Raw genomic sequence first — 19,789 nt, 5'->3', positions numbered from 1 at the left:
AAATATATAGAGCAGGCTCTCCGCTTCCATCAAAACACAGCCTGCTCTAGTCCAAAATCCACCCGGCCGATCGGCGCCGGTGCGATCAGTTGCTGCACGGCGCCGGACAGAGCACGCGTCTCCGCCGGCACCAGCCGCTGATACCAATGCGCATTGCCCGGCCCGATGCCATGCTCAGCGCTGAAGCTGCCGCCATAGCCTTCGACCACCGCAACGAACACCGCCGCGCGGGCGGCTTCGCCGATTTCCGGGTCGAAGGGGCCGGCCTCGGCCGGCCAGACCATGTTGAAGTGCAGGCCGCCGTCGCCGATATGCCCGAAATCATGGAGGCGCAGTTGCGGCGCGATGCCCGCCAGCCGCTCTGCCAGATCGCGGCGGAAACGCATCACGTCACCGCGCCGGAGCGCGATATCGCAGGCGACCACCTTGCCCGCGGCACGCAATCCTTCGGGAACGGCATGGCGGATCGCCCAGAGGCTGTCGCCGCGATCGACCGCCGCATCCCGGATCGTGCCGCGATCGAACCAGGGCATCAATGCCGCGCCGAGCTTGTCCTCGAGCAATTCGGCATCGAACGCCGCGCCCGCCGAAAGCTCGATCAGCACGGCATAATCGGGCCGCACGCCGGCGAAGGGATCGCGCAGGCGCGGCACATGATGGAGCGCCGCTTCGAGTGCCGGGCCGGAAATCCCCTCGAATGCGGTCAGCAGGGTGCCGAAACCCTGTTCGAGCGCGACAAGCAGGTCGGTCGCCGACTCGGCGCGATCGAGCGCGACCATCGCGGTCACCGTGGCGGCGGGCCGGGGGGCCAGGGCCAATGTCGCGCGGGTCACGATGCCGAGCGAACCCGAGCTGCCGACAACGAGCTGTTTGAGGTCCAGCCCGACATTGTTCTTCCACAGTGCGGCGCCGAGCCGCATCAGGCGGGGCTCGGCATCGGCGGTCACCAGCTCGATGCCCAGCAGGTTGCGGCGCACATCGCCATAGCGCAGGAAGCGCGCGCCACCGGTGTTCGCCGCGATCATGCCGCCCACCGACGGATCGGCGCCCAGATCGATCGGAAAGAACAGTCCATGCTCCGCCGCCGCGGCGTTGATGGCGGACAGCGGCACGCCGGCATCGACCTCCGCGGTGCGATTGACCGGATCGATGACCGGCGGGCGGGCAAGCCGTTCGAGCGTCAGCACGATCTCGTCGCCTTGCGGTCCCGCGATTCCGGCGGCGACCAGGCCGGTGCGCGCGCCCTGCGGCACCAGCCGGACCTGAGCCGCTACGGCGAGCCGGACGATCCGCGACACCTCGTCCGCACTCGACGGACGCGCCACCGCAAGCGGTGCGCCGGTCGCACCGCGCCCGTCGCTGGCATAGCTGGCGAGATCGCCTGGATCGGTCAGCAGATTCGCCGGCCCGACAATCTCCGCCAGAGCGGCGAGAAGGATGGTTTGGCCGGTCACGCCGCCCGCGTCATCGCGAAGATGCCCGTTGCGTTGCCGCTGTCGAATGCGAGGTCGAGTGCGCCCGTCGCGGGATCGGTTTCACGCGTAATGAATTCGTAGAAAGAACCGGGGACCGTTCGCGGCATGCCATTGCCGCCGACGAACGAACGCTCGACCGGGTCGGCGCGAAAGGCGGTCTGGCGGACGCGCCCGCTGCCCGAGATTTCGACGCTATCCTTGATTGGCCAGCCCTCGCCGCGCAGCCGGTCGGCCAGCGCATCGACATCGGCGACTCGATCGGTCGCGTGGTTGAAGGCATTGCCCTCGGTCGCGATCCACCCTGCCTCGGCCGATCGCGCGAGCAGGATTTCATAATCCGCGACGCTGATTTCGCCATGATGCCGGTCGAACGCGGCGGCGATGCGCGGCAGCATGGCAAGTGCCTGCGCGAAGGGGACGGCATTGTGGCGCGCGAAATCGTGGAGCAGCGCGGCTTCCTCGGGACCCAGCGGGTCGCGCGATCCACCGAATACGCGCCGCGCCGCCGCGCCGAACGCGTCGTCGAAGCGCTCGACATGCAATTCGCTCACGAAATATTGCGGGATCGCCTCGGGCAGGTCGCGATGGCAATAGGCATGGCCCGTCATCTTGAGCGCCGGCAGCGGATAGACGCCCGCGACATGATAGCCGAGCGGCGCCAGGATGCGCGCGAACGCGTCCTGGCCGGCGGGCAGGGCGCCGGTGGGGCCGACGGGAAAGCGGATGGTCCGCAGCGCGCCATGATCGAACAGGATCTTTTCGCCGCGCGCACGGCGTTCCACGCCATAAGCCGCGCCGCTGGGGACGCGGGCCAGCAGCCCGTCAAACAGCACCGCGCCCAGCGCCATGGCGAAGGCGGCACGCGAGACGGTCTGTCCGGTTTCGGCCAGCAGTCGCGGATCGATCGCCAGCGCATCGAGCGCGGCCATGCCCGCCGCGTCGCCCAGCGTGCCGATAACGAGCCGTTCGATCGTGCTTTCATTCCCGTTGCGCATGATTACCTCCAACGCGATCTGGCGGCTCTCTGATGCAGATGCTACGATATGACAAACGCGAAGGGGTCATCTGCTGATGATGGATTGGAATGAAGGAGCGCGCAGATTGTTGCCGCCAATGGGTGCGCTCAACAGCTTCGTGGCCGCGGCGCGGCTCGGCAGCTTCTCGCGTGCGGGGGAAGAGGTCGGCCTGACCCAGAGCGCTGTCAGTCGGCAGGTGGCGCTGCTGGAGGATTGGCTGCAGGCGCCATTGTTCACGCGGACCGGCCGCCGGGTCAGCCTCAATGCGGAGGGGCGGGCCTATGCCGAGGATGTCGGTCCGGCGCTCGATCGGATCCGCCGTGCCACCGCGCGCTTTGCCGATGGGCGGCCGACCAACGAGCTGAGCATCGCGACATTGCCGAGCTTCGGGATGCGCTGGCTCGCGCCGCGCCTGCCGCGACTCACCGCACGGCATCCCGAACTGGTGGTGAATTTCGCCGCGCGCTCATTCCCGTTCGATTTCGCCGATGAGGCATTCGATGCCGCGATCCATTTCGGGCGCCCCGACTGGCCGGGCGCGGTGCATGATTTCCTGCTTCGGGAAACGGCGCTGCCGGTCTGTTCGCCCGAATGGCTCGCGGCCAATCCGATCGCCACGCCCGCCGATTTCCTGGGGAAATCCTTGTTGTTCCAGACATCGCGCCGCACGGCCTGGGATCGCTGGCTGCGTGCCGCGGGCGTCGATGCACCGGGCATCACCGGCGGGCCGGCGTTCGAGCATTTCCTGATGCTGGCGCAGGCGGCGGCGGCCGGGGCGGGGGCCGCGCTGATCCCGAGCTTCCTGATCGAGCCCGAGCTCGCGGCGGGCACATTGGTCTGTCCGATCCCGGTGCCGCTCTCGACCGACGAGGCCTATTATCTCGTCTATCCCGAAGGTGCGGCGATCAGCGCGCCGCTCGCACGGTTTCGGACGTGGATCGGCGAGGAAGCGCGCGACGCGGTCTTGTGACGGTCAGGCGTCCGGACGGGGCGCGAGCCGGTGCAGCGTCAGTCGTGAGAGTTCGAGCGCGCGATCGCGCGGCATGCGGGTCGGTGACAGGCAGAAATCGATCCAGAGCCCGTCGGTCACCGCCGAGAGCAAGGCGGCAATGTCATGGGCCGGCACCGGGCCCGGCGGCAGGCGCAGCACCGCTTCGGCCAGCATCTCGCGCAACCGGCGATTATAATCCTCGCTGACCGCCGCGAATTCCTCGTTGCTGCGCACCAATGTCCAGAATGCGATCCAGGCGCCCAATATATCGGGATTGGCCCATTCGTCGGAGAACAGCATGACCAGGAAACGATCGATCGTTTCCCATGGATCGTCATGAGGCAGCATCATCTCCGCCTCGAAGCGCACGATCACGCTGTCGCACAGCTCCTGATAGGTTTCGAGCAGCAGATTGTCGGGGTTTTTGAAATAGTGGCGAAGCAGGCCGTGCGAGACGCCGGCCTGGCGGCAGATCTCGCGGCCTGTGGTCCCGCGCGCGCCCAGCCGCGCAAGGCAGCTGATCGTCACCGCAAGCAGATCCTGACGCCGTACGGTCGGTGCCTGCCGGCGCACGCGCCGACGCGGCGGTTTTTCAGCTTCGGCGTTTGTTTCCACGGACTTGGTCATCGCCGGGTGCGTATCGCAGCCGGTTGAGCACACCGCAAGCGCTCATACCAAGGCTCGATGAGCATGACTCATCGAGCCTTGGTAAAGCCCGCGCGGCGCTTGAGCGTTCCAGGGTGCGGATGCGTCAGCATCCCTGCACCTTGGCATAGGACGCGTTGGCCGATCAGTCGGTGACGGGAACGCCGAACAGGTCGTGCTCGTCGGCATCCTCGATCTCGACCGCAACGATGTCGCCGGGCTTCAGTCCCTCGGCGTCGCGCAGATGGACTTCGCCGTCGATCTCGGGCGCATCGGCCTTGGAGCGGCCGGTCGCGCCGCCTTCATCGTCGACCGCATCGATGATGACGTCGAGCGTGCGGCCGATCTTGGCTTCGAGCTTCTCGGCGGAGATCCGCGCGGTCAGCTCCATCAGCCGGGCGTAGCGCTCTTCCTTGACCTCCTCCGGTACCGGATCGGGCAGGTCGTTGGCGGCGGCGCCCTCGACGGGTTCGAAGCGGAAGGCGCCGACACGGTCGAGCCGGGCTTCCTCCAGCCAGTCCATCAGATAGCGGAAATCATCCTCGGTCTCGCCGGGGAAGCCGACGACGAAGGTCGAGCGGACCGCGATGTCGGGGCAGATGTCACGCCATTTCTTGATCCGTTCCAGCACCTTCGCTTCGTTGGCGGGGCGCTTCATCGCGCGCAACACGTTGCGGCTGGCATGCTGGAAAGGAATGTCGAGATAAGGGAGCACCAGCCCCTCGGCCATCAGCGGGATCACCTGATCGACATGGGGGTAGGGATAGACATAATGGAGCCGGATCCACGCGCCCAGGCTGCCCAGTTCGCGCGACAGGTCGGTCATGTGCGCGCGGACTTCGCGGCCATGCCATTCGCGCGGCTGGTGACGGATATCGACGCCATAGGCCGACGTATCCTGGCTGATCACCAGCAGCTCTTTGGTTCCGGCCGTGACCAGCTTTTCGGCTTCGCGCAGGATTGCATCGGGGCGGCGGCTGACCAGATCGCCGCGCAGCGAGGGGATGATGCAAAAGGCGCAGCGATGGTTGCAGCCTTCTGAGATCTTCAGATAGCTGTAATGGCGCGGCGTCAGCTTCAGGTCGCGCTCGGGCACCAGGTTGAGGAAGGCGGAGGGCGGCATCGGCGCTGCTTCATGGACCGCGCCGACCACTTCCTCATATTGATGCGCACCGGTGACCGCGAGCACGCCGGGGAAGCGCGCGCGGATCGCCTCGGCTTCCTTGCCCATGCAGCCGGTGACGATGACGCGGCCATTCTCCGCGATCGCCTCACCGATCGCCTCCAGGCTCTCTTCCTTCGCGGAATCGAGAAAGCCGCAGGTATTGACCAGCACCACGTCCGCGCCGGCATAGTCGGGCGACATGCTGTAGCCGTCGGCGCGCAGCTTGGTCAGGATGCGTTCGCTGTCCACGAGGTTCTTGGGACAGCCGAGCGAAACCATGCCGACCTTCGGCGGAGAGGGAAGTTGGAGTGCCATGGGAGCGCGCCACATAGTGCCTGCGCGCGCAAATGTCATCAGGGCGTGACGATCAGGGTTTCTGGGCGCCATCCCCCTGGACGATCGCGAGGATCGTGTCGCCGGCCTCGAGCGACGCCGCGGCGGGCTGCCAGAATGCGATCGGGGCGCCGTCGCGATAGATGCGGACGCCGATTCCGTCGGTGATCGCCGACAGCGGCTTGCCGATTTCGTGTGGCGCTGCCGGCCGCTCGGACAGCTTCACGCTGCCGTCGGTGGCCGCGAGATCGGCCATATAATCAGCGATATGCGGGCCATGGCACGATCCGGCGAGCAGCAGCCCGGCGAAGCTGACCGGATTGATCACCGTGGTCGCGCCGGCCTGGCGCGCGAGGATCTCATTGTCCTCAGCGCGCACGAGCACGCTGATGGGTACATGGTCGGCCAGATGCCTGACGGTCAGCACGATCAGGATCGAGGTGTCGTCGCGCCCGGCCGAGACGATGACGTTGCGGGCACGGTCGATCTTGACCGCCTTGAGCGATTCGTCGCGCGTGGCGTCCGCCTCGATCACCGAGCAGCCACAGGCCGCGGCTTGTTCCAATGCGACGGCGGATCGGTCGATCACGACGATCTCGCGCGGATCGGTGCCGCGAGCGAGCAGTTCCTGGACCGATTCGGAACCGCTGGTGCCGAAGCCGCAGACGACGATATGGTCGTGGAGATTCTTCTGGATCAGCTTCATGCGCCATTTGTCCCAGGTTCTTTTGAACACGAAATTATACGCCGTGCCGAGGAAGACGAGTACGACGAAGACGCGGATCGGCGTGACTATGAGCGCGTCGAACAGCCGCGCGCGCTCCGAAACCGGCGCGATATCGCCGTAACCGGTCGTCGTGATCGAGATCATCGTGAAATAGATGACGTCGACGAAGCTCACATGCCCGTCATAATTGTCGCGCAGCCCGGTGCGGTCGATCCAGTGAACGCCGACCGCGATCCCGACCAGCGCGAGCACGAACAGCACGCGCCAGCCAATAGAGAGCCAGACGGGGGTGCGCGTGTTGCGCTGGAGCGTCTCGTAACGCAGGTCGAAACGGGATTTGCGGATCGGCATCAAGCGGGCGGCAGATGCTTGATCGGATCGACCGGCTTGCTGTTCTGGCGGATCTCGAAATGGAGCTGGGGCTGGTCGGCGAAGCCGGACTGGCCGCTGCGTCCGATCACCTGACCGCGCTTCACCGCCTGGCCGCGCGAGACCAGCAATTCCTGGGCATGGCCATAGGCGGTCGCCCAGCCGCTGCCATGGCGGATCAGGATCAGCCCGCCATAGGCATTCACGCCGTCGCCGACATAGGCGACGACGCCGTCGGCCGCGGCCTTGATGTCGGTGCCGCGCGGCAGTGCGATGTTGACGCCCTGATTCACCTGACCCTTTCCACTCGGCCCGAAACGCGTGAGCAGCCGACCGGTTGCGGGCCAGATGAATCCGCCCTGGAAGCGTGACGGAGCCGCCACGGCGGCATTGGGCGGCAAAGTGCGTGCGGCGGTGGCGGCAGGACGGGCAGGGGGCTTGCCCTCGGGCAATGCCGGTTCGCCGCCGCTCAGGATCGATGCGATGTCGAGCCGGAAGGCGGCGGCGCGCTGTTCGAGCGTCTGGCGCTGCGGCGGTGCGGCGGCATCGGGCAGCGCAAGCCGCTGGCCGACACGCAGCACGAACGGCTCCTGCAAACCGTTGAGCGCGAGGATGTCGGACCAGCCGACGCCATAGGCGCGCGCGATGGCGATGCCGGTTTCGCCCTGGCCGACGCGGTGATAGCGGCCGGCGGGAATGCGCAGCATCTGGCCGGGAAAGATGGTGTAAGGCGCGACCAGGCTGTTGGCGCGCGCGATCGCTTCGGATCCGGCGCCGGTCTTTTCGCCCACGCCGCGCAACGTGTCGCCGTCCGCCACGCGGTAGAGCGAACCCTCGACCTGCTTCGCGCCGGCTGCGGCGGGCTTGGCTTCCCAGGCGGGTGGCGTTTCGGGAAGATTGACGATCTCGGTTTCGAGCATCGGCACGGGCGGCGGCGGGGCGGGCGGCGCGGATCCGCCGCGCGGGACGCAGCCCGCGACGAGCAGCGCCGTTGCTGCGATGATGCTTCTGGTCCCCACCCTAGCGCCCATATTGTTTAGACTAGCATGGATTTCAGCGGTTTGCATGCACCGTCATGCAACGGCTTATCGATAAAGCGCGTCGACCGCGGCCATCGATTCGTCGTGGGTGAGGTCGAGGTGCAGCGGCGTCACCGTGATCCAGTCTTCGGCGATGGCCTCCAGGTCGGTGGCATGACCCGGCGTATGCTCGGTAGTGCCCAGGCCGAACCAGTAATAGGGATAGCCACGCGGGTCGGTGCCCTTGACGATGCGGGTGCGGCCATAATCGTGAAAACCCTGCCGCACCGCTTTCACGCCGCGCACCGCATCGGGCGTGGTGGCGGGGAAATTGACGTTGATGAGCGTGCGGAACGGCATCTTCATGCCGATCAGCGGACGCAGCACGCGTTCGCCCCAGGCCTCGGCGACGGCGAAGGGCACGCTGTCGCCCATGCCTTCGCGCGCATAGACCTGGCTGAGCGCGATTGCGGGCACGCCGGCGAGCGCGCCCTCCATCGCCGCGGAGACGGTGCCCGAATAGGTGACGTCTTCGCCGAGATTGGCGCCGCGATTCACCCCGGACAATACGAGGTCGGGCTTCTCACCCTCGACCAGCTGGCCGAGCGCCATCAGCACCGAGTCGGTGGGCGTGCCCGTCACCGACCAGCGACGCTCGCCATGGCGGCGGATGCGGACCGGACGACTGAGCGTGAGCGAATGGCCCGCGCCCGATTGCTCTTCCGACGGCGCGACGACCCAGACATCGTCGGACAGGGCATGGGCGATCGCTTCCATCACCTTGAGGCCCGGTGCGTGGATGCCGTCGTCATTGGTGACCAGGATACGCATCAGGCGGGCACCAGCTGTTCGATGCCGCCCATAAAGGGGATCAGCACCTGAGGCACGCGGACCGAGCCGTCCGCCTCCTGATAGTTTTCGAGCACGGCGACGAGCGTGCGTCCGACCGCCAGCCCCGATCCGTTGAGCGTGTGGAGGAAACGGGTGCCCTTGGTGTCCCCAGCCGGGCGATAGCGCGCGGCCATGCGGCGCGCCTGGAAATCGCCGCAGTTGGAGATGCTGCTGATCTCGCGATAGCAATTCTGCCCGGGCAGCCAGACTTCGAGATCATAGGTCTTGCGTGCGGCAAAACCCATATCCCCGGTGCAGAGCAGCATCTTGCGATAGGGCAGCGACAGCGCCTGGAGGATCGCCTCGGCCGCACCGGTCATCCGCAGATGCTCGTCTTCCGACTGTTCGGGGGTGGCGATCGTGACCAGTTCGACCTTTTCGAACTGGTGCTGGCGGATCATCCCGCGCGTGTCGCGTCCGGCGGATCCTGCTTCGGAGCGGAAACAAGGAGTCAGCGCGGTCAGGCGAATCGGCAGCGCCGCTTCGTCGAGAATCTGTTCGCGGACCAGATTGGTCAGGCTGACTTCGGCGGTCGGGATCAGCCAGCGTCCGTCGGTCGTCTGGAACAGATCGTCGTGAAATTTTGGAAGCTGGCCGGTGCCGAAGACAGCCTCGTCACGCACCAGCAGCGGCGGCGCGGTCTCGGCATAGCCGGCGTCGGACTGGCGATCGAGCATATATTGGCCGAGCGCGCGGTGGAGCCGGGCGATACCGCCGCGCAGCACCGCGAAGCGTGCGCCTGAAATGCGCGCGGCGCTTTCGAAATCGAGGCCGAGCGCCGGGGCGAAATCGGCATGTTCCTGCGGCTTGAAGTCGAAGCTGCGCGGCGTTCCCCAGCGCGAGATCTCGACATTGTCGGCTTCGTCCGCGCCATCGGGTACGTCGGCATCGGGCAGGTTGGGAATGGCGGCGAGCGCATCGTTCAGCGCGTCGTTCAGCTCGCGTTCGCGCGCTTCGAGCGCCGGCAGCGTCTCCTTGAGGATCGCGACCTCCGCCATGAGCGCGGCGGCTTCGTCGTCGCGTTTCTGCGCCTTGGCGGCACCGATCGCTTTCGATGCCTCGTTGCGGCGGGCCTGGGCGGTCTGTGCTTCGGTGACGACGGCGCGGCGCTCCTCGTCGAGCGCGATCAGGGCGGTCGAGGCGGGGGCTGCGCCGCGGCGGGCGAGCGCGGCGTCGAAGGCGGCGGAGTCTTCGCGGATCAGGCGGATATCATGCATGGCGCGGCTATGGCGAGGGCGCTGCGGCCATGCAAGCCGCAACCACGCATGGGCGCGGCGCGTTATCCGTCGACGCTAACAGAAGGAGTGCGTCGATGCTGATCGCGAACAAGAGCCTGGTGGTGGTGGCCGACGGCCGGAAAATGCTGTTCCTCCGTAACGAGGGTGACGCGAAACACCCGAATCTTGCGATGGATCATGTGCGTGAACAGGACAATCCACCCGATCGCGACCAGAAGTCGGACGCCCCCGGCCTGTCCTTTTCAAGCGTCGGCCATGGCCGCCACAGCTTTGCCGAAGTCGATTTCCACCAGCTGGAGGAAGACCGCTTCGCCAGTGAGACTGCCGACCTGTTGCGCAAGCGTGCGCTCTCCAACGATTTCGAATCGCTGATCATCGTTGCGCCGCCAAGGACGCTCGGCGAACTCAGGAAGCACTATCACAAGGAAGTGGAGAATCGCCTCGTCGGGGAAATCGCCAAGGACCTGACCGGCCATCCGGTCGACCAGATCGAGAAGATCATCGTCGCGGCCTGATCAAAAAAAGGGGCGGCGCATCCGGGGTTGTGGATGCGCCGCCCATGCGTTGGGCTCTACAAAACTTGTCAGTCCTTCGGCTTGACCAGCCGCTTGCGCGCCACGAGCGCGACTGCTGCGGCGCCGAACAGCAGGACGACGGGCGGGGCCGGAACCGGCGTGCCGCTCGATCCGGAACTGCCCGTGCTGCCATGGCTGCTGCTCGAACCGTGGCTGCTGCTCGATCCGTGCCAGCCGCTCGATCCGCCGAAGCTGCTCGACGAACTGGAACTGCTCGAAGACGAGCTCGAGCTGCTGCTGGAGCTCGACGAACTCGACGAACCGCTGCTGCCCGAAGACCCGGAACTGCCGGAAGACCCGGAGCTGCCCGAGGAGCCGGAGCTGCCCGAAGAACCGTGATGGCCGCTCGATCCATGATGGCCGCTCGATCCGTGCGGCGGCTTGGGCGGCTTGCCGCCGCTCGAGCTGCTCGACGAACTGGAACTGCTCGACGAACTGGAACTGCTCGACGAACTCGAAGAGCTGCTGCTCGAGCTTGAACTCGAACTGCTCGATCCGCTCGACGTGGAGGTCGATCCGCCGCTGCTGGTCGAGGAGATGACGATATTGCCGCCCGAGCTGCCGCCGCTGAAGAAGCCGCCGCCGAAGAAACCGCCGCCGCCAAAGCCGCCGCTGCCGCCGACCATGACGCCGCCGCCACCGCCGCCGCCGCCGCCTTCAAAGGGGACGCCGGCATAGGGAATGGGGGGCATCGGCGCTTGGGCGACCGTGACCACCGTGGGCATCGCGCAGGCGGTCTGCGTCGTGGTGGTCACCACGCGCTTGATCCGCTTCACCGGGCGTTTCGCATAACGGACGCGCTTCACCGGGCGCTTGACCGCCTTGGTGCTTTTCGCGCTCGTGACGTGCGCCGGGCGGGGTGCATCCGCGATATGCATCGCACCGCCGCCGACAATCGCGCCGCCGCAGGTGCATGCGCAGAGTTTCGCCAAGGCCATCCGAACAGACATCGCAAATCTCTTTCCTCTGCGGCCGTTGCGGCTGCCCGGACTATCTACCGGAACCGCGCCCCCGACCTGACACACGCCTAAAAAGGCTTCATTCGTCGCCCAATAACAAGATTATTAACCATGATTTTCTCATTCGATCCGGGTGCATGCCCATCTCGACCGGAAGGGAATTGGTTAATGTCTCATTACAGGGCGTTTTACGCGTCGATGGTTAAACCTTCGCCCAGTCGAGACGGTTAACATGCTGGTGATCACGATATCGAGTCGGGCCGAGTCGGGGTGGGCTGGCCGGTTCATCGCGCCTCAATATGGCGAAGATTAGAGCGCTTGGACGCGCACGGGCCCGTGGTTTCGACCGAATGCGGGGCTTCGTCGATTCGCTGGCTTGTGCGGCATTTTGGGCGTGGCTATAGCCGCGCCGGAGTGGGCGTCTGGCGCGGGCGTGATACGGCCGGGCCGGAATGTATCGTAACTGGAGACGGGTATGGCGACGGCGTTGACGACCAGCGAGGGAGACCGAGATCCCTTGTCGAAACCGCCGGTGCTGGACACCGACTACCGGCCATCCCCCGATGAGGCCTTTATGAGCGAGCGGCAGCTCGCTTATTTCAAGGCCAAGCTCAATGCGTGGAAGGACAATATCCTTCGCGAATCACGCGACACGCTGAATCAGCTGCAGAATGATTCGCTGCGCGAGCCCGATGTCACCGACCGCGCGTCGAGCGAGACCGACTGGTCGATCGAACTGCGCACCCGCGACCGTCAGCGCAAGCTGATCTCGAAGATCGACGCGGCGCTGCGCCGCATCGCCGAAGGCGAATATGGATATTGCGAAGTGACTGGCGAGCCGATCTCGCTGGCGCGGCTCGAAGCGCGCCCGATCGCGACGATGACGGTCGAGGCGCAGGAGCGTCATGAGCGTCAGGAGAAGATTTCGCGCGACGAGTGAATGCGCGATAACCATTCGACTTAAAGCTTTAGACACCCTTTTTGGCTTAATTGATCGCCATTGCCCCGCGCATTTCCGGCGCGCGCGATCATCCGGAGGCCTGGAAGGTTGGAACACCCGATCAAGATCGAAGCGGCGAACGCGAAGCAGAACCGTGAGGCGATGCGCGACAGCCTGTTCCTGTCTGCGATAGTGCGCCGGCTGTCGGATCAGTCGGAGCGGACGGTGCGCGTACGTAATCTCTCGCCGGGCGGCCTGATGGCCGATTGCGCGGAGACATTCGTACGCGGCGAAGCCGTCACGATCACGCTGCGTGGCATCGGCGAAGTCACCGGCCTGATCATATGGCGATCGATCGACAAGATCGGCGTCGCTTTCGATGATCAGATTGATCCGAAGCGCGCGCGCAAACCGGTTGGTCTGGCGGAGTCGAACGTGCCGAAGCACGTCAGGCTGCCGGTCGTACGGCGGCCGCGCTTCAAGGTCGACTGAAGGGCGCGGCGAACCGGCCCTTCAGCATGAGGCGATCAGTGTGACGAAAGCTCGTCCTTGATCCTCAATTTCTCTTTCTTGAGCTGGGCTACGACGACCGGGTCGGGATTGGGGCGGCGGGTTTCTTCGGCGATCCGATTTTCAAGACCGGCATGCTTGGTCTCGAGTGCCGAGAAATGTGCCTGTTCCATCCTTCTGTCTCCTTCTGGTGGTCAACGCGGATTGGATTGAAGCACCAAATTCCTTTCCTGTCTGCATCCAATTCAAGTGAACGCGATGGTTGCAATTGGCGCTGCGACGATTCGATTGCGCTTCACGCTTGAGCCGGACGGCGGCTCGCCCTATCGCTGACCCGCTGAAATCAGGGGCTCGCCATGGAACCGGAAGAGATCAGGGCAAGACTCGAGCTGCTGCGGATGGAGCATCGTGACCTCGACAGCGCTATTGCGTCGCTTTCGGAGATCGCCGCGCCCGACCAGCTTCAGCTGGCGCGACTGAAGAAACGCAAGCTGCGATTGAAGGACGAGATCGCCATGTTCGAGGATCAATTGATTCCCGACATCATCGCCTGATCGGTACGCGGCCTGACTCATTCCGGGACATGTTCGCGATGTGCGAAGATGTCCGCCTCGATCCAGCGATTAATCGTTTCGCGAACGCGCCGATTGTGTCAGTCTTCGGACATGGACTGGGGCCAAAATCAATCGCGTCTGACGCCACGACTCATCGACGCGCTTTACATCGAGGCGATGCTGCTTGCCGATGAGGCGCGCGCTTATTTCGACGAGAATGGCCGCGACGATCGCGAGATGCTCGATCCGATGCTGCGCGTCGGATTTTCGTGTGAGTCGCTCAAGGTGACGACGCGGCTGATGCACGTCATTGCCTGGCTGCTCACCCAGCGCGCGATCGATACCGGGGAATTGAGTCCCATCCAGGGCCGGCATCCGTCACGCCGCGTCGGCCATGCCGCGGCGAGCGACGAGGCACTGGTCGAGCGCCTGCCCGACGATGCGCGCGGACTGATCGAAGCGAGCGTCGACCTTTATGAGCGTGTCAAGCGGATCGATCGGGGACTGGTTCCGGGCGAGGTGCCGCCGAGCCCGGCGCACAGCCTGATGCGGCGGCTCGAAGCGGCTTTCTGATACGGCACTCGCGCGGCGGAGGTTAGTCCGTCGGAATCGGAACATTTCCACGCTGCCTGTCATTCCTGCGAAAGCAGGAATCCAGCTTCTTCTTCTCCTTTCGGATACTTCACGGAAAAGCTGGATTCCCGCGTATGCGGGAATGACACAAGATGGATGGATTCATCCAGCCGGACGGATGCCTATCCGCGATACGCCTGATCGAGCGATGCCTTTGCAGCGCGATACTCCGCCTCGAGCCGGTCGACGCGATCGGCCACCGATTCCACGGCCGCGACGGCGCCGATTCCCTGGCCCGAACCCCAGATGTCGCGCCAGGCCTTCTTGTTTTGGTTGCCGCCCGATCCGAAATCCATGGTCTTCAGGTCGCCATCAGGCAGATTGTCGGGATCGAGCCCGGCCGCGCTGATCGAGCCGCGCAGATAATTGCCGTGAACGCCGGTGAAGAGATCCGAATAGACGATGTCGGCGGCGCGGCCCTCGACGATGCCCTGCTTGTAATCGTCACCCGCATTGGCCTCACGCGTCGCGATGAAGGCCGAGCCGATATAGGCGAAGTCGGCACCCATGGCCTGCGCGGCGAGGATAGACCGGCCATGCGCGATCGCGCCCGACAGTGCGACCGGCCCGTCGAACCAGGCGCGGATCTCCTGCATCAGCGCGAACGGGGAGATGACGCCGGCATGTCCGCCGGCGCCCGCCGCCACCGGAATCAACCCGTCGGCGCCCTTTTCGATTGCCTTGCGCGCGAAGCGATCGTTGATGACGTCGTGCAGCGTGATGCCGCCCCAGCCATGCACCGCGGCGTTCAGATCCTCGCGTGCGCCCAGCGACGTTATCGTGATCGGCACCTGCCATTTGCCGCAGGTTGCAAGGTCGTTTTCGAGCCGGTCGTTGGACTTGTGGACGATCTGGTTGACCGCATAGGGGGCCGCGGGGCGATCGGGATTGTCGCGGTTCCAGGCTGCAAGCTCTTCGGTGATGCGGTGCAGCCATTCGTCGAGCTGCGATTGCGGCCGCGCGTTGAGCGCAGGGAAGGATCCGACGATCCCCGCCTTGCATTGCGCGATCACCAGTTCGGGGCTGGATACGATGAAAAGCGGCGAGCCGATGACGGGAAGCCGCAGGCGATCGAAGAGCGGTGAGGGCAGGGTCATGATGGTTTCATACCGAAACGAATCGACCTGTCCAGCAAGGTGCGGCCGACGCTACGGCATGCGCGGCGCCAGTCGCGCGGATCAGCCCGACTCGGCGGCGCGCTTGAGCGCAAGCGCGTCGAAGATCATCGCACCGGCCATGAACACCGCGCCGGTACAGGCCGCGCAGAGCAGCCAGCCGCCATAGCCGGGATATTCGACCAGATAGGCCTTGCCGCGCTGCATCGCGCCGACCGCGAGCGCGTAGATGATCAGGCACGCCTCGAAGCGAGTCTTGATGACGAACAGGCGTTTGATCCGCTTCAGCATGACCCTTGCCAAGCAAGGGTCATGCCGCTGGCCTATTTCCGCCGATCGGCTCGATCGAACAGGGTAAATTGTAAGTTAAGCCGACACTGAGAACTCAGGCGAGTTCGCCAAGGCCGAGAGTGTCGAGCAGCGCGATGCGCGCGGCGGTGATCTCGGCGCGCAACGTCTCGCTCGACAGCTCGGATGGATCGATGCTTTCGGGCCAATGCCGCGCCACCAGCGTTTCAAGCGCATCGATCTTTGCATGATCGAGCAGGAAACGGGGATCGACATCGGCGGGATCGCAGGCGACGCGCAACCTCAGACAGGCCGGGCCGCCGCCATTCGCCATCGACTGGCGCACATCGACGGGGGCGAGTTGCCGGATCGGCCCGTTGCCGGCGACGTGCTCTTCCAGCCAACTCCAGACCGACGGCGTCTCCTGTGCTTCGGTCGGCAGCACGAGCGTCATTTCGCCCGATGACGGCGTCAGCAGCTGCGCGTTGAACAGATAGGATGAAATGGCGTCGGCCAGGCTGACACGCGAGGCAGGCACCTCGACGATTTCGACCTCGGGCATCAGCCGCCGCAGATCGGCGTAGAACGCATCCTTGTCGGCAAAGGCATGCTCGTGGGTGAACAGGACACGCTCATTGGCGACCGCGACGACGTCGTTGTGGAAGGCGCCGGCGGCGATGGCCTCCTCCGACTGGGCGACGAACAATGTCCGCTGCGGATCGAGGCCGTGGAGCCGCGCGACCGCCTTCGACGCCTCGACATGCTGGCGGGCGGGGAAGGGGCCGCCGCTGCGCCCATAGACGAAGACCTCGACGCCCGGCGCGCCGTGCGACGCGCACAGCCGCATATGATTGGCGGCGCCTTCGTCGCCAAAGGGCGAGGGGACGGGCATGTGGACGGCGAAAGCGGGTGCCGCGAACGCCAGGCGAAGCTGGGCGAGGGTGCCGGGCCATTCATGGCTGCGATGCGGCATGGTCTGGAGATTGGCGACGGTCAGGTGGCAGCGGCCATCGGCGGTATCGGGCGCGGGGGAGACCGTCGCGGCATTGGCCGCCCACATCGGCGACGCGGAGAGCGCACAGGCGCGCAGATGTGGCTCCGCGTGCTCGATATCGGTGCCGAGCGCGGCCAGCCAGTCATGATTGGGCCGTGCATGCGGCAGCAACAGGCCCTGTGTCAGACCCCGCGCCAGATTGCCGCGCATCTTCGCCAGGCCCTGCAGCGCCGCGGCGCGAGGCTGCGAGGCAGCGCCGGCGTTGCGCGACGAGGCGAGATTGCCGAGACTGAGCCCGGCATAATTATGGCTCGGCCCGATCAGGCCGTCGAAATTGATTTCGGTGATTGTCATGGGCTCTCTCTAAGCGTCTCGTTCCATTCTTGCGGGAACGTCGTTGAATCCTTTTACCAGCGCGCGACGTGGCTGATCACGTCGCCCACCGCGACGCCCAGCAGCCTGGCTGCACGCTCGTCGATGGTGACGCCGCCGTCGCGCCGGTCGATCTGCGCATAGCAGGTCGCGAAATCGGCAAGGCGGCCGGTCGAAACCAATGCCTTGGTCTCACCGTCGGCGAAGCCGACAATCTCGCTGTCCTCGGCGTCGGCGACGCTGCGGATGCGATCGGTCTCGACCGTCATCGTCGGTCCGCCGTCGAAGATGTCGACATAATTCTCGAAGCGGAATCCTTCATTCTCCAGCATCCGCATCGCCGCGCGGCCGCTGGGATGCGGCGATCCGATCACGGTGCGCGCGATTTCGGGAAGCATCGCGGTATAGATCGGATGCTTGGGCATCAGATCGGCGATGAACTGGTTGCCATGGATCGCGTTGAACGCATCCGCTTCCTGGAAACCCATGCCGAAGAATTTGCCGGCCAGCCCGTCCCAGAAGGGCGATCCGCCGGCTTCGTCGATCACGCCGCGCAATTCGGCCAGCGTGCGGTCCGCGAAGCGGTTGCGATGGGCACGGATGAAGAGATAGCGGCTGCGCGCGATGAGCAGGCCGAGGCCGCCGGCACGCTCGCCGGGATGAAGGAACAGGCCGCCGACTTCGCTGGAGCCTTCCAGATCGGTCGACAGCGTCAGCATGTCGGCGCGGAAGGTGCGATCGAGTTCGCTGCTATGCTGGGTGAGCGTGCCGAGCCGATAGGAATAAAAGGGCCATTTCCGGCCGACCTGGCTGAACAGCTGGCACGTGCCGCGGACTTCCCCGGTTTCGACATTCTCCAGCACCATCACGAACAGATCGTCGCCGAGAACCCCGTCGTCACGGCCGAGCGCCGCCTCCGAGCGGGCGAGCTTGGCGGTGAGCGAGGCTCGATCGGCGGGCAGGTTGGTGAAGCCGCCACCCGTGAGCTTTGCCATTTCGTAGAGCGCCTGGAGATCCTTTCCCCGGGCCGCGCGCATCCTGAAACTCAAACCGTCCCCCTTTCAACGATCCGCATTATGGTGAGCGCCGACAAGGCTGCACGCTCGGGTAGCGAATCCGTGATCAAAAATTCGTCCGACGAATGGATCGCGCCGCCGCGCGCGCCCATCGTATCGACGACAGGCACGCCGCATGCGGCGATATTGTTGCCGTCACACACGCCCCCGGTCGCTTTCCACGTCACGCCGATGCCGAGATCGGCACCGGCCTGCTTGACCAGTCCGAACAGCCGCTCGGCGGCGGGGTCGAGCGGCTTTGGCGGGCGGTTGAAGCCACCATGGACGTGGACGTGCACATCATGTTCGACCGCGGTCGCGGCGGTCAGCGCGTCGAGCATTGTCCGTGCGGCGGCTTGATCGGCAGGAGAAGCGGGGCGGAAATTGACGCGGAGCACGGCGTGGTCGGGCACGACATTGTTGGGGCCGCCGCCATCGATCCTGGCCGGATTCACTTTCAGCGCCGGTCCGTGCGCCGCCTTGAGACGGACAGCGAGATCGGCGGCGGCGACGAGTGCGTTGCGGCCTTCCTCGGGATTGCGGCCGGCATGCGCGCTGCGACCCGTGATCACGATCGAGAAATTGCCGCTGCCCGCGCGCGCGCCGGCCAATGTGCCGTCGGGCAGGGCGGGTTCATAGGTGAGTGCGGCGACCTTGCCGCGAGCAAGCCGCGCGATCAGCGCCGCCGAGGAGCCCGAGCCGATTTCCTCGTCGGAATTGATCAGCACGTCATAGCCGAAGCGTTCGGCGACCGGCGATGCCTCGACCGCGCGGAGAGCCGCCAGCATCAGCGCGATTCCGCCCTTCATGTCGGCGACGCCCGGGCCGTTGAGCACACCCTGCTCCAGCCAGTCGAGCGACTGGAATGCGTGATCGACGGGAAAGACGGTGTCCATATGGCCGGTGAAAAGCATGCGGACGGGCGCTTCGGGGCGAACGCTGAGGTGAAGATGCCGGCCGTGCTGGGGCTCGGACACGCTGCCATCGGCCGCGACGGCCTCGACCGTATCGGGCGCGACGAGCGCGATCTCGCCGGGCAGTGCGGAAAAGGCGTCGGCCAGCAGCCCTGCCATCGTCTCCAGCCCCGCCAGGTTGCGTGAACCGCTGTTCACACGTGCCCATTGTTCGACCTGGGACAGCATCGGTGCGGCTCTCGCCGCCTCGACGGCGGCGTGTTCGGGCGTGGACAGGCTTGTCATCCGGCGCTTCTAGAGCCTGATCGTGCGGGGTGGAAGCTCTTCGCTCCTTGATTGGATTTTGGCCCGGGGTACGCCAATTTCCGTGCCTTTTCGTATTCGGGCCAAGCCATTGATCGTATTGCATTGCGCAGCGCGAGGCAGGGCGGGCGCATCCTTCTTCTCTGGTGATCGCAGTCTTCATCGACCGCCGTCTGACATCGTCGGTCATAAAAGCGAAAAAATCTGGAAACCAACCGGGCGCTCACGCATTGTGCGGCTATGGGATCAACTAAACATAGATCAAGATGACCGTAAGAGCGCTCATTGTCGAAGATGAAATCCTGGTGGCACTGGATCTCGAAAGCGCCCTGATGGAGATCGGGATCGATGTTGTCGGGATCGCTGCGGATCGCGTCACCGCGCTTCGCATGGCGGAGGATGTCGACTTCGCTTTGGTCGACGTCAATTTGCGCGATGGCCAGACCGGGCCGTCGATCGGTCGTGCGCTCGCGATGGAGCATGGCGTCAAGGTGATCTTCGTGACCGCCAATCCGGCGCAACTCGGCGACGGCATCGAGGGCACGATGGGCGTGATGTGCAAGCCCTTTTCGGACGCGTCGATCTGCGCCACCGTCGCATTCCTGACGGCGAATGATGCGAAGGACGCGGTGAACCCGCCGCGCGAACTGAAGCTTTTTCAGCTCAACTGAGGGGCAGCTGAAGCGCCTTTCCTGCGATTTGTAATGG

Annotated in this window: 23 protein-coding genes; 9 read left to right on the top strand and 14 right to left on the bottom strand. The window is 65.3% G+C overall.

Going from position 1 to position 19,789, the window contains the following annotated elements:
- Positions 1-29: 29 nt before the first annotated feature.
- The gene (locus AC3WN8_RS12465; RefSeq protein WP_492669746.1) at positions 30-1,454 is read right to left on the bottom strand and encodes an FAD-binding oxidoreductase; all 1,425 of its coding nucleotides are present in this window, start codon (positions 1,452-1,454) and stop codon (positions 30-32) included.
- Positions 1,451-2,470, bottom strand: coding sequence for a 2-oxoadipate dioxygenase/decarboxylase family protein (locus AC3WN8_RS12460; protein WP_492669745.1), 1,020 nt, complete (start codon positions 2,468-2,470; stop codon positions 1,451-1,453). The genes AC3WN8_RS12465 and AC3WN8_RS12460 overlap by 4 nt, the downstream gene beginning before the upstream one ends.
- A gap of 76 nt (positions 2,471-2,546) precedes the next feature.
- Here AC3WN8_RS12460 and AC3WN8_RS12455 point away from each other — a divergent pair, with 76 nt between their 5' ends.
- Positions 2,547-3,461 carry a LysR substrate-binding domain-containing protein gene (locus tag AC3WN8_RS12455; protein WP_492669744.1) on the top strand — a complete coding sequence of 305 codons (915 nt, stop codon included), beginning with the start codon at positions 2,547-2,549 and terminating at the stop codon, positions 3,459-3,461.
- Positions 3,462-3,464: 3 nt separating this feature from the next.
- Here the strand turns inward: AC3WN8_RS12455 and AC3WN8_RS12450 are convergent, their stop codons facing one another.
- From AC3WN8_RS12450 to serS, 6 genes are all read right to left on the bottom strand, one after another.
- The gene (locus tag AC3WN8_RS12450) at positions 3,465-4,109 is read right to left on the bottom strand and encodes a TetR/AcrR family transcriptional regulator (protein ID WP_492669743.1); all 645 of its coding nucleotides are present in this window, start codon (positions 4,107-4,109) and stop codon (positions 3,465-3,467) included.
- A gap of 163 nt (positions 4,110-4,272) precedes the next feature.
- A complete protein-coding gene (gene rimO, locus AC3WN8_RS12445) occupies positions 4,273-5,607 on the bottom strand; it encodes a 30S ribosomal protein S12 methylthiotransferase RimO (protein ID WP_492669742.1) in 1,335 nt (444 codons plus the stop codon).
- A 52-nt stretch (positions 5,608-5,659) separates the two neighbouring features.
- Complete coding sequence (locus tag AC3WN8_RS12440; RefSeq protein ID WP_492669741.1) at positions 5,660-6,703, bottom strand: potassium channel family protein; 1,044 nt, start codon at positions 6,701-6,703, stop codon at positions 5,660-5,662.
- A complete protein-coding gene (locus AC3WN8_RS12435) occupies positions 6,703-7,740 on the bottom strand; it encodes a peptidoglycan DD-metalloendopeptidase family protein (protein ID WP_492669740.1) in 1,038 nt (345 codons plus the stop codon). Before AC3WN8_RS12435 ends, AC3WN8_RS12440 begins: the two co-directional genes overlap by 1 nt.
- Positions 7,741-7,806: 66 nt before the next feature.
- Positions 7,807-8,571, bottom strand: a complete 765-nt coding sequence (surE, locus tag AC3WN8_RS12430; protein WP_492669739.1) for a 5'/3'-nucleotidase SurE — start codon at positions 8,569-8,571, stop codon at positions 7,807-7,809.
- Positions 8,571-9,848 (bottom strand): serine--tRNA ligase, encoded by a 1,278-nt coding sequence (gene serS / locus AC3WN8_RS12425; RefSeq protein WP_492669738.1) that lies wholly within the window; start codon positions 9,846-9,848, stop codon positions 8,571-8,573. The genes surE and serS overlap by 1 nt, the downstream gene beginning before the upstream one ends.
- Positions 9,849-9,943: 95 nt before the next feature.
- Between serS and AC3WN8_RS12420 the strand changes: the two genes are divergently transcribed.
- From AC3WN8_RS12420 to AC3WN8_RS12400, 5 genes are all read left to right on the top strand, one after another.
- Entirely contained in the window at positions 9,944-10,384 is a 441-nt protein-coding gene (locus AC3WN8_RS12420; protein WP_492669737.1) for a host attachment family protein, read from the top strand.
- Between the two features lie 81 nt (positions 10,385-10,465).
- Positions 10,466-10,783, top strand: a complete 318-nt coding sequence (locus AC3WN8_RS12415; RefSeq protein WP_492669736.1) for a hypothetical protein — start codon at positions 10,466-10,468, stop codon at positions 10,781-10,783.
- Positions 10,784-10,825: 42 nt separating this feature from the next.
- A complete protein-coding gene (locus tag AC3WN8_RS12410) occupies positions 10,826-11,122 on the top strand; it encodes a hypothetical protein (RefSeq protein ID WP_492669735.1) in 297 nt (98 codons plus the stop codon).
- A 756-nt stretch (positions 11,123-11,878) separates the two neighbouring features.
- Entirely contained in the window at positions 11,879-12,343 is a 465-nt protein-coding gene (gene dksA, locus AC3WN8_RS12405) for an RNA polymerase-binding protein DksA (protein ID WP_492669734.1), read from the top strand.
- Positions 12,344-12,451: 108 nt separating this feature from the next.
- A complete protein-coding gene (locus tag AC3WN8_RS12400; protein WP_492669733.1) occupies positions 12,452-12,835 on the top strand; it encodes a PilZ domain-containing protein in 384 nt (127 codons plus the stop codon).
- A 35-nt stretch (positions 12,836-12,870) separates the two neighbouring features.
- On the opposite strand, the gene AC3WN8_RS12395 is transcribed toward AC3WN8_RS12400, so the two are convergent.
- Entirely contained in the window at positions 12,871-13,026 is a 156-nt protein-coding gene (locus AC3WN8_RS12395) for a YdcH family protein (RefSeq protein WP_492669732.1), read from the bottom strand.
- A gap of 183 nt (positions 13,027-13,209) precedes the next feature.
- Here AC3WN8_RS12395 and AC3WN8_RS12390 point away from each other — a divergent pair, with 183 nt between their 5' ends.
- Both AC3WN8_RS12390 and AC3WN8_RS12385 read left to right on the top strand, forming a co-directional pair.
- The gene (locus AC3WN8_RS12390; protein WP_492669731.1) at positions 13,210-13,407 is read left to right on the top strand and encodes a YdcH family protein; all 198 of its coding nucleotides are present in this window, start codon (positions 13,210-13,212) and stop codon (positions 13,405-13,407) included.
- Between the two features lie 111 nt (positions 13,408-13,518).
- Entirely contained in the window at positions 13,519-13,980 is a 462-nt protein-coding gene (locus tag AC3WN8_RS12385; RefSeq protein ID WP_492669730.1) for a DUF1465 family protein, read from the top strand.
- A gap of 182 nt (positions 13,981-14,162) precedes the next feature.
- Here AC3WN8_RS12385 and AC3WN8_RS12380 read toward each other — a convergent pair whose 3' ends face one another.
- The 5 genes from AC3WN8_RS12380 to AC3WN8_RS12360 all read right to left on the bottom strand — a co-directional run bounded on the left by AC3WN8_RS12380 (position 14,163) and on the right by AC3WN8_RS12360 (position 19,063).
- On the bottom strand, positions 14,163-15,137 hold the full coding sequence (locus AC3WN8_RS12380; RefSeq protein WP_492669729.1) for an NAD(P)H-dependent flavin oxidoreductase: 975 nt from the start codon (positions 15,135-15,137) through the stop codon (positions 14,163-14,165).
- 81 nt (positions 15,138-15,218) lie between these two features.
- A complete protein-coding gene (locus tag AC3WN8_RS12375; RefSeq protein ID WP_492669728.1) occupies positions 15,219-15,446 on the bottom strand; it encodes a hypothetical protein in 228 nt (75 codons plus the stop codon).
- A gap of 94 nt (positions 15,447-15,540) precedes the next feature.
- Positions 15,541-16,791, bottom strand: coding sequence for an N-succinylarginine dihydrolase (locus AC3WN8_RS12370; protein ID WP_492669727.1), 1,251 nt, complete (start codon positions 16,789-16,791; stop codon positions 15,541-15,543).
- A 53-nt stretch (positions 16,792-16,844) separates the two neighbouring features.
- The gene (locus AC3WN8_RS12365) at positions 16,845-17,858 is read right to left on the bottom strand and encodes an arginine N-succinyltransferase (RefSeq protein ID WP_492669726.1); all 1,014 of its coding nucleotides are present in this window, start codon (positions 17,856-17,858) and stop codon (positions 16,845-16,847) included.
- On the bottom strand, positions 17,855-19,063 hold the full coding sequence (locus AC3WN8_RS12360; RefSeq protein WP_492669725.1) for a hydrolase: 1,209 nt from the start codon (positions 19,061-19,063) through the stop codon (positions 17,855-17,857). Before AC3WN8_RS12360 ends, AC3WN8_RS12365 begins: the two co-directional genes overlap by 4 nt.
- A gap of 284 nt (positions 19,064-19,347) precedes the next feature.
- On the opposite strand from AC3WN8_RS12360, the gene AC3WN8_RS12355 reads away from it, so the two are divergent.
- Complete coding sequence (locus tag AC3WN8_RS12355) at positions 19,348-19,752, top strand: response regulator (RefSeq protein ID WP_492669724.1); 405 nt, start codon at positions 19,348-19,350, stop codon at positions 19,750-19,752.
- The last annotated feature ends 37 nt before the right edge of the window (positions 19,753-19,789 follow it).

It is taken from the genome of Sphingobium sp. FW305-3-2-15-F-TSA7 (assembly GCF_058787155.1).
This window is presented reverse-complemented; position numbering and strand designations above follow the sequence as displayed.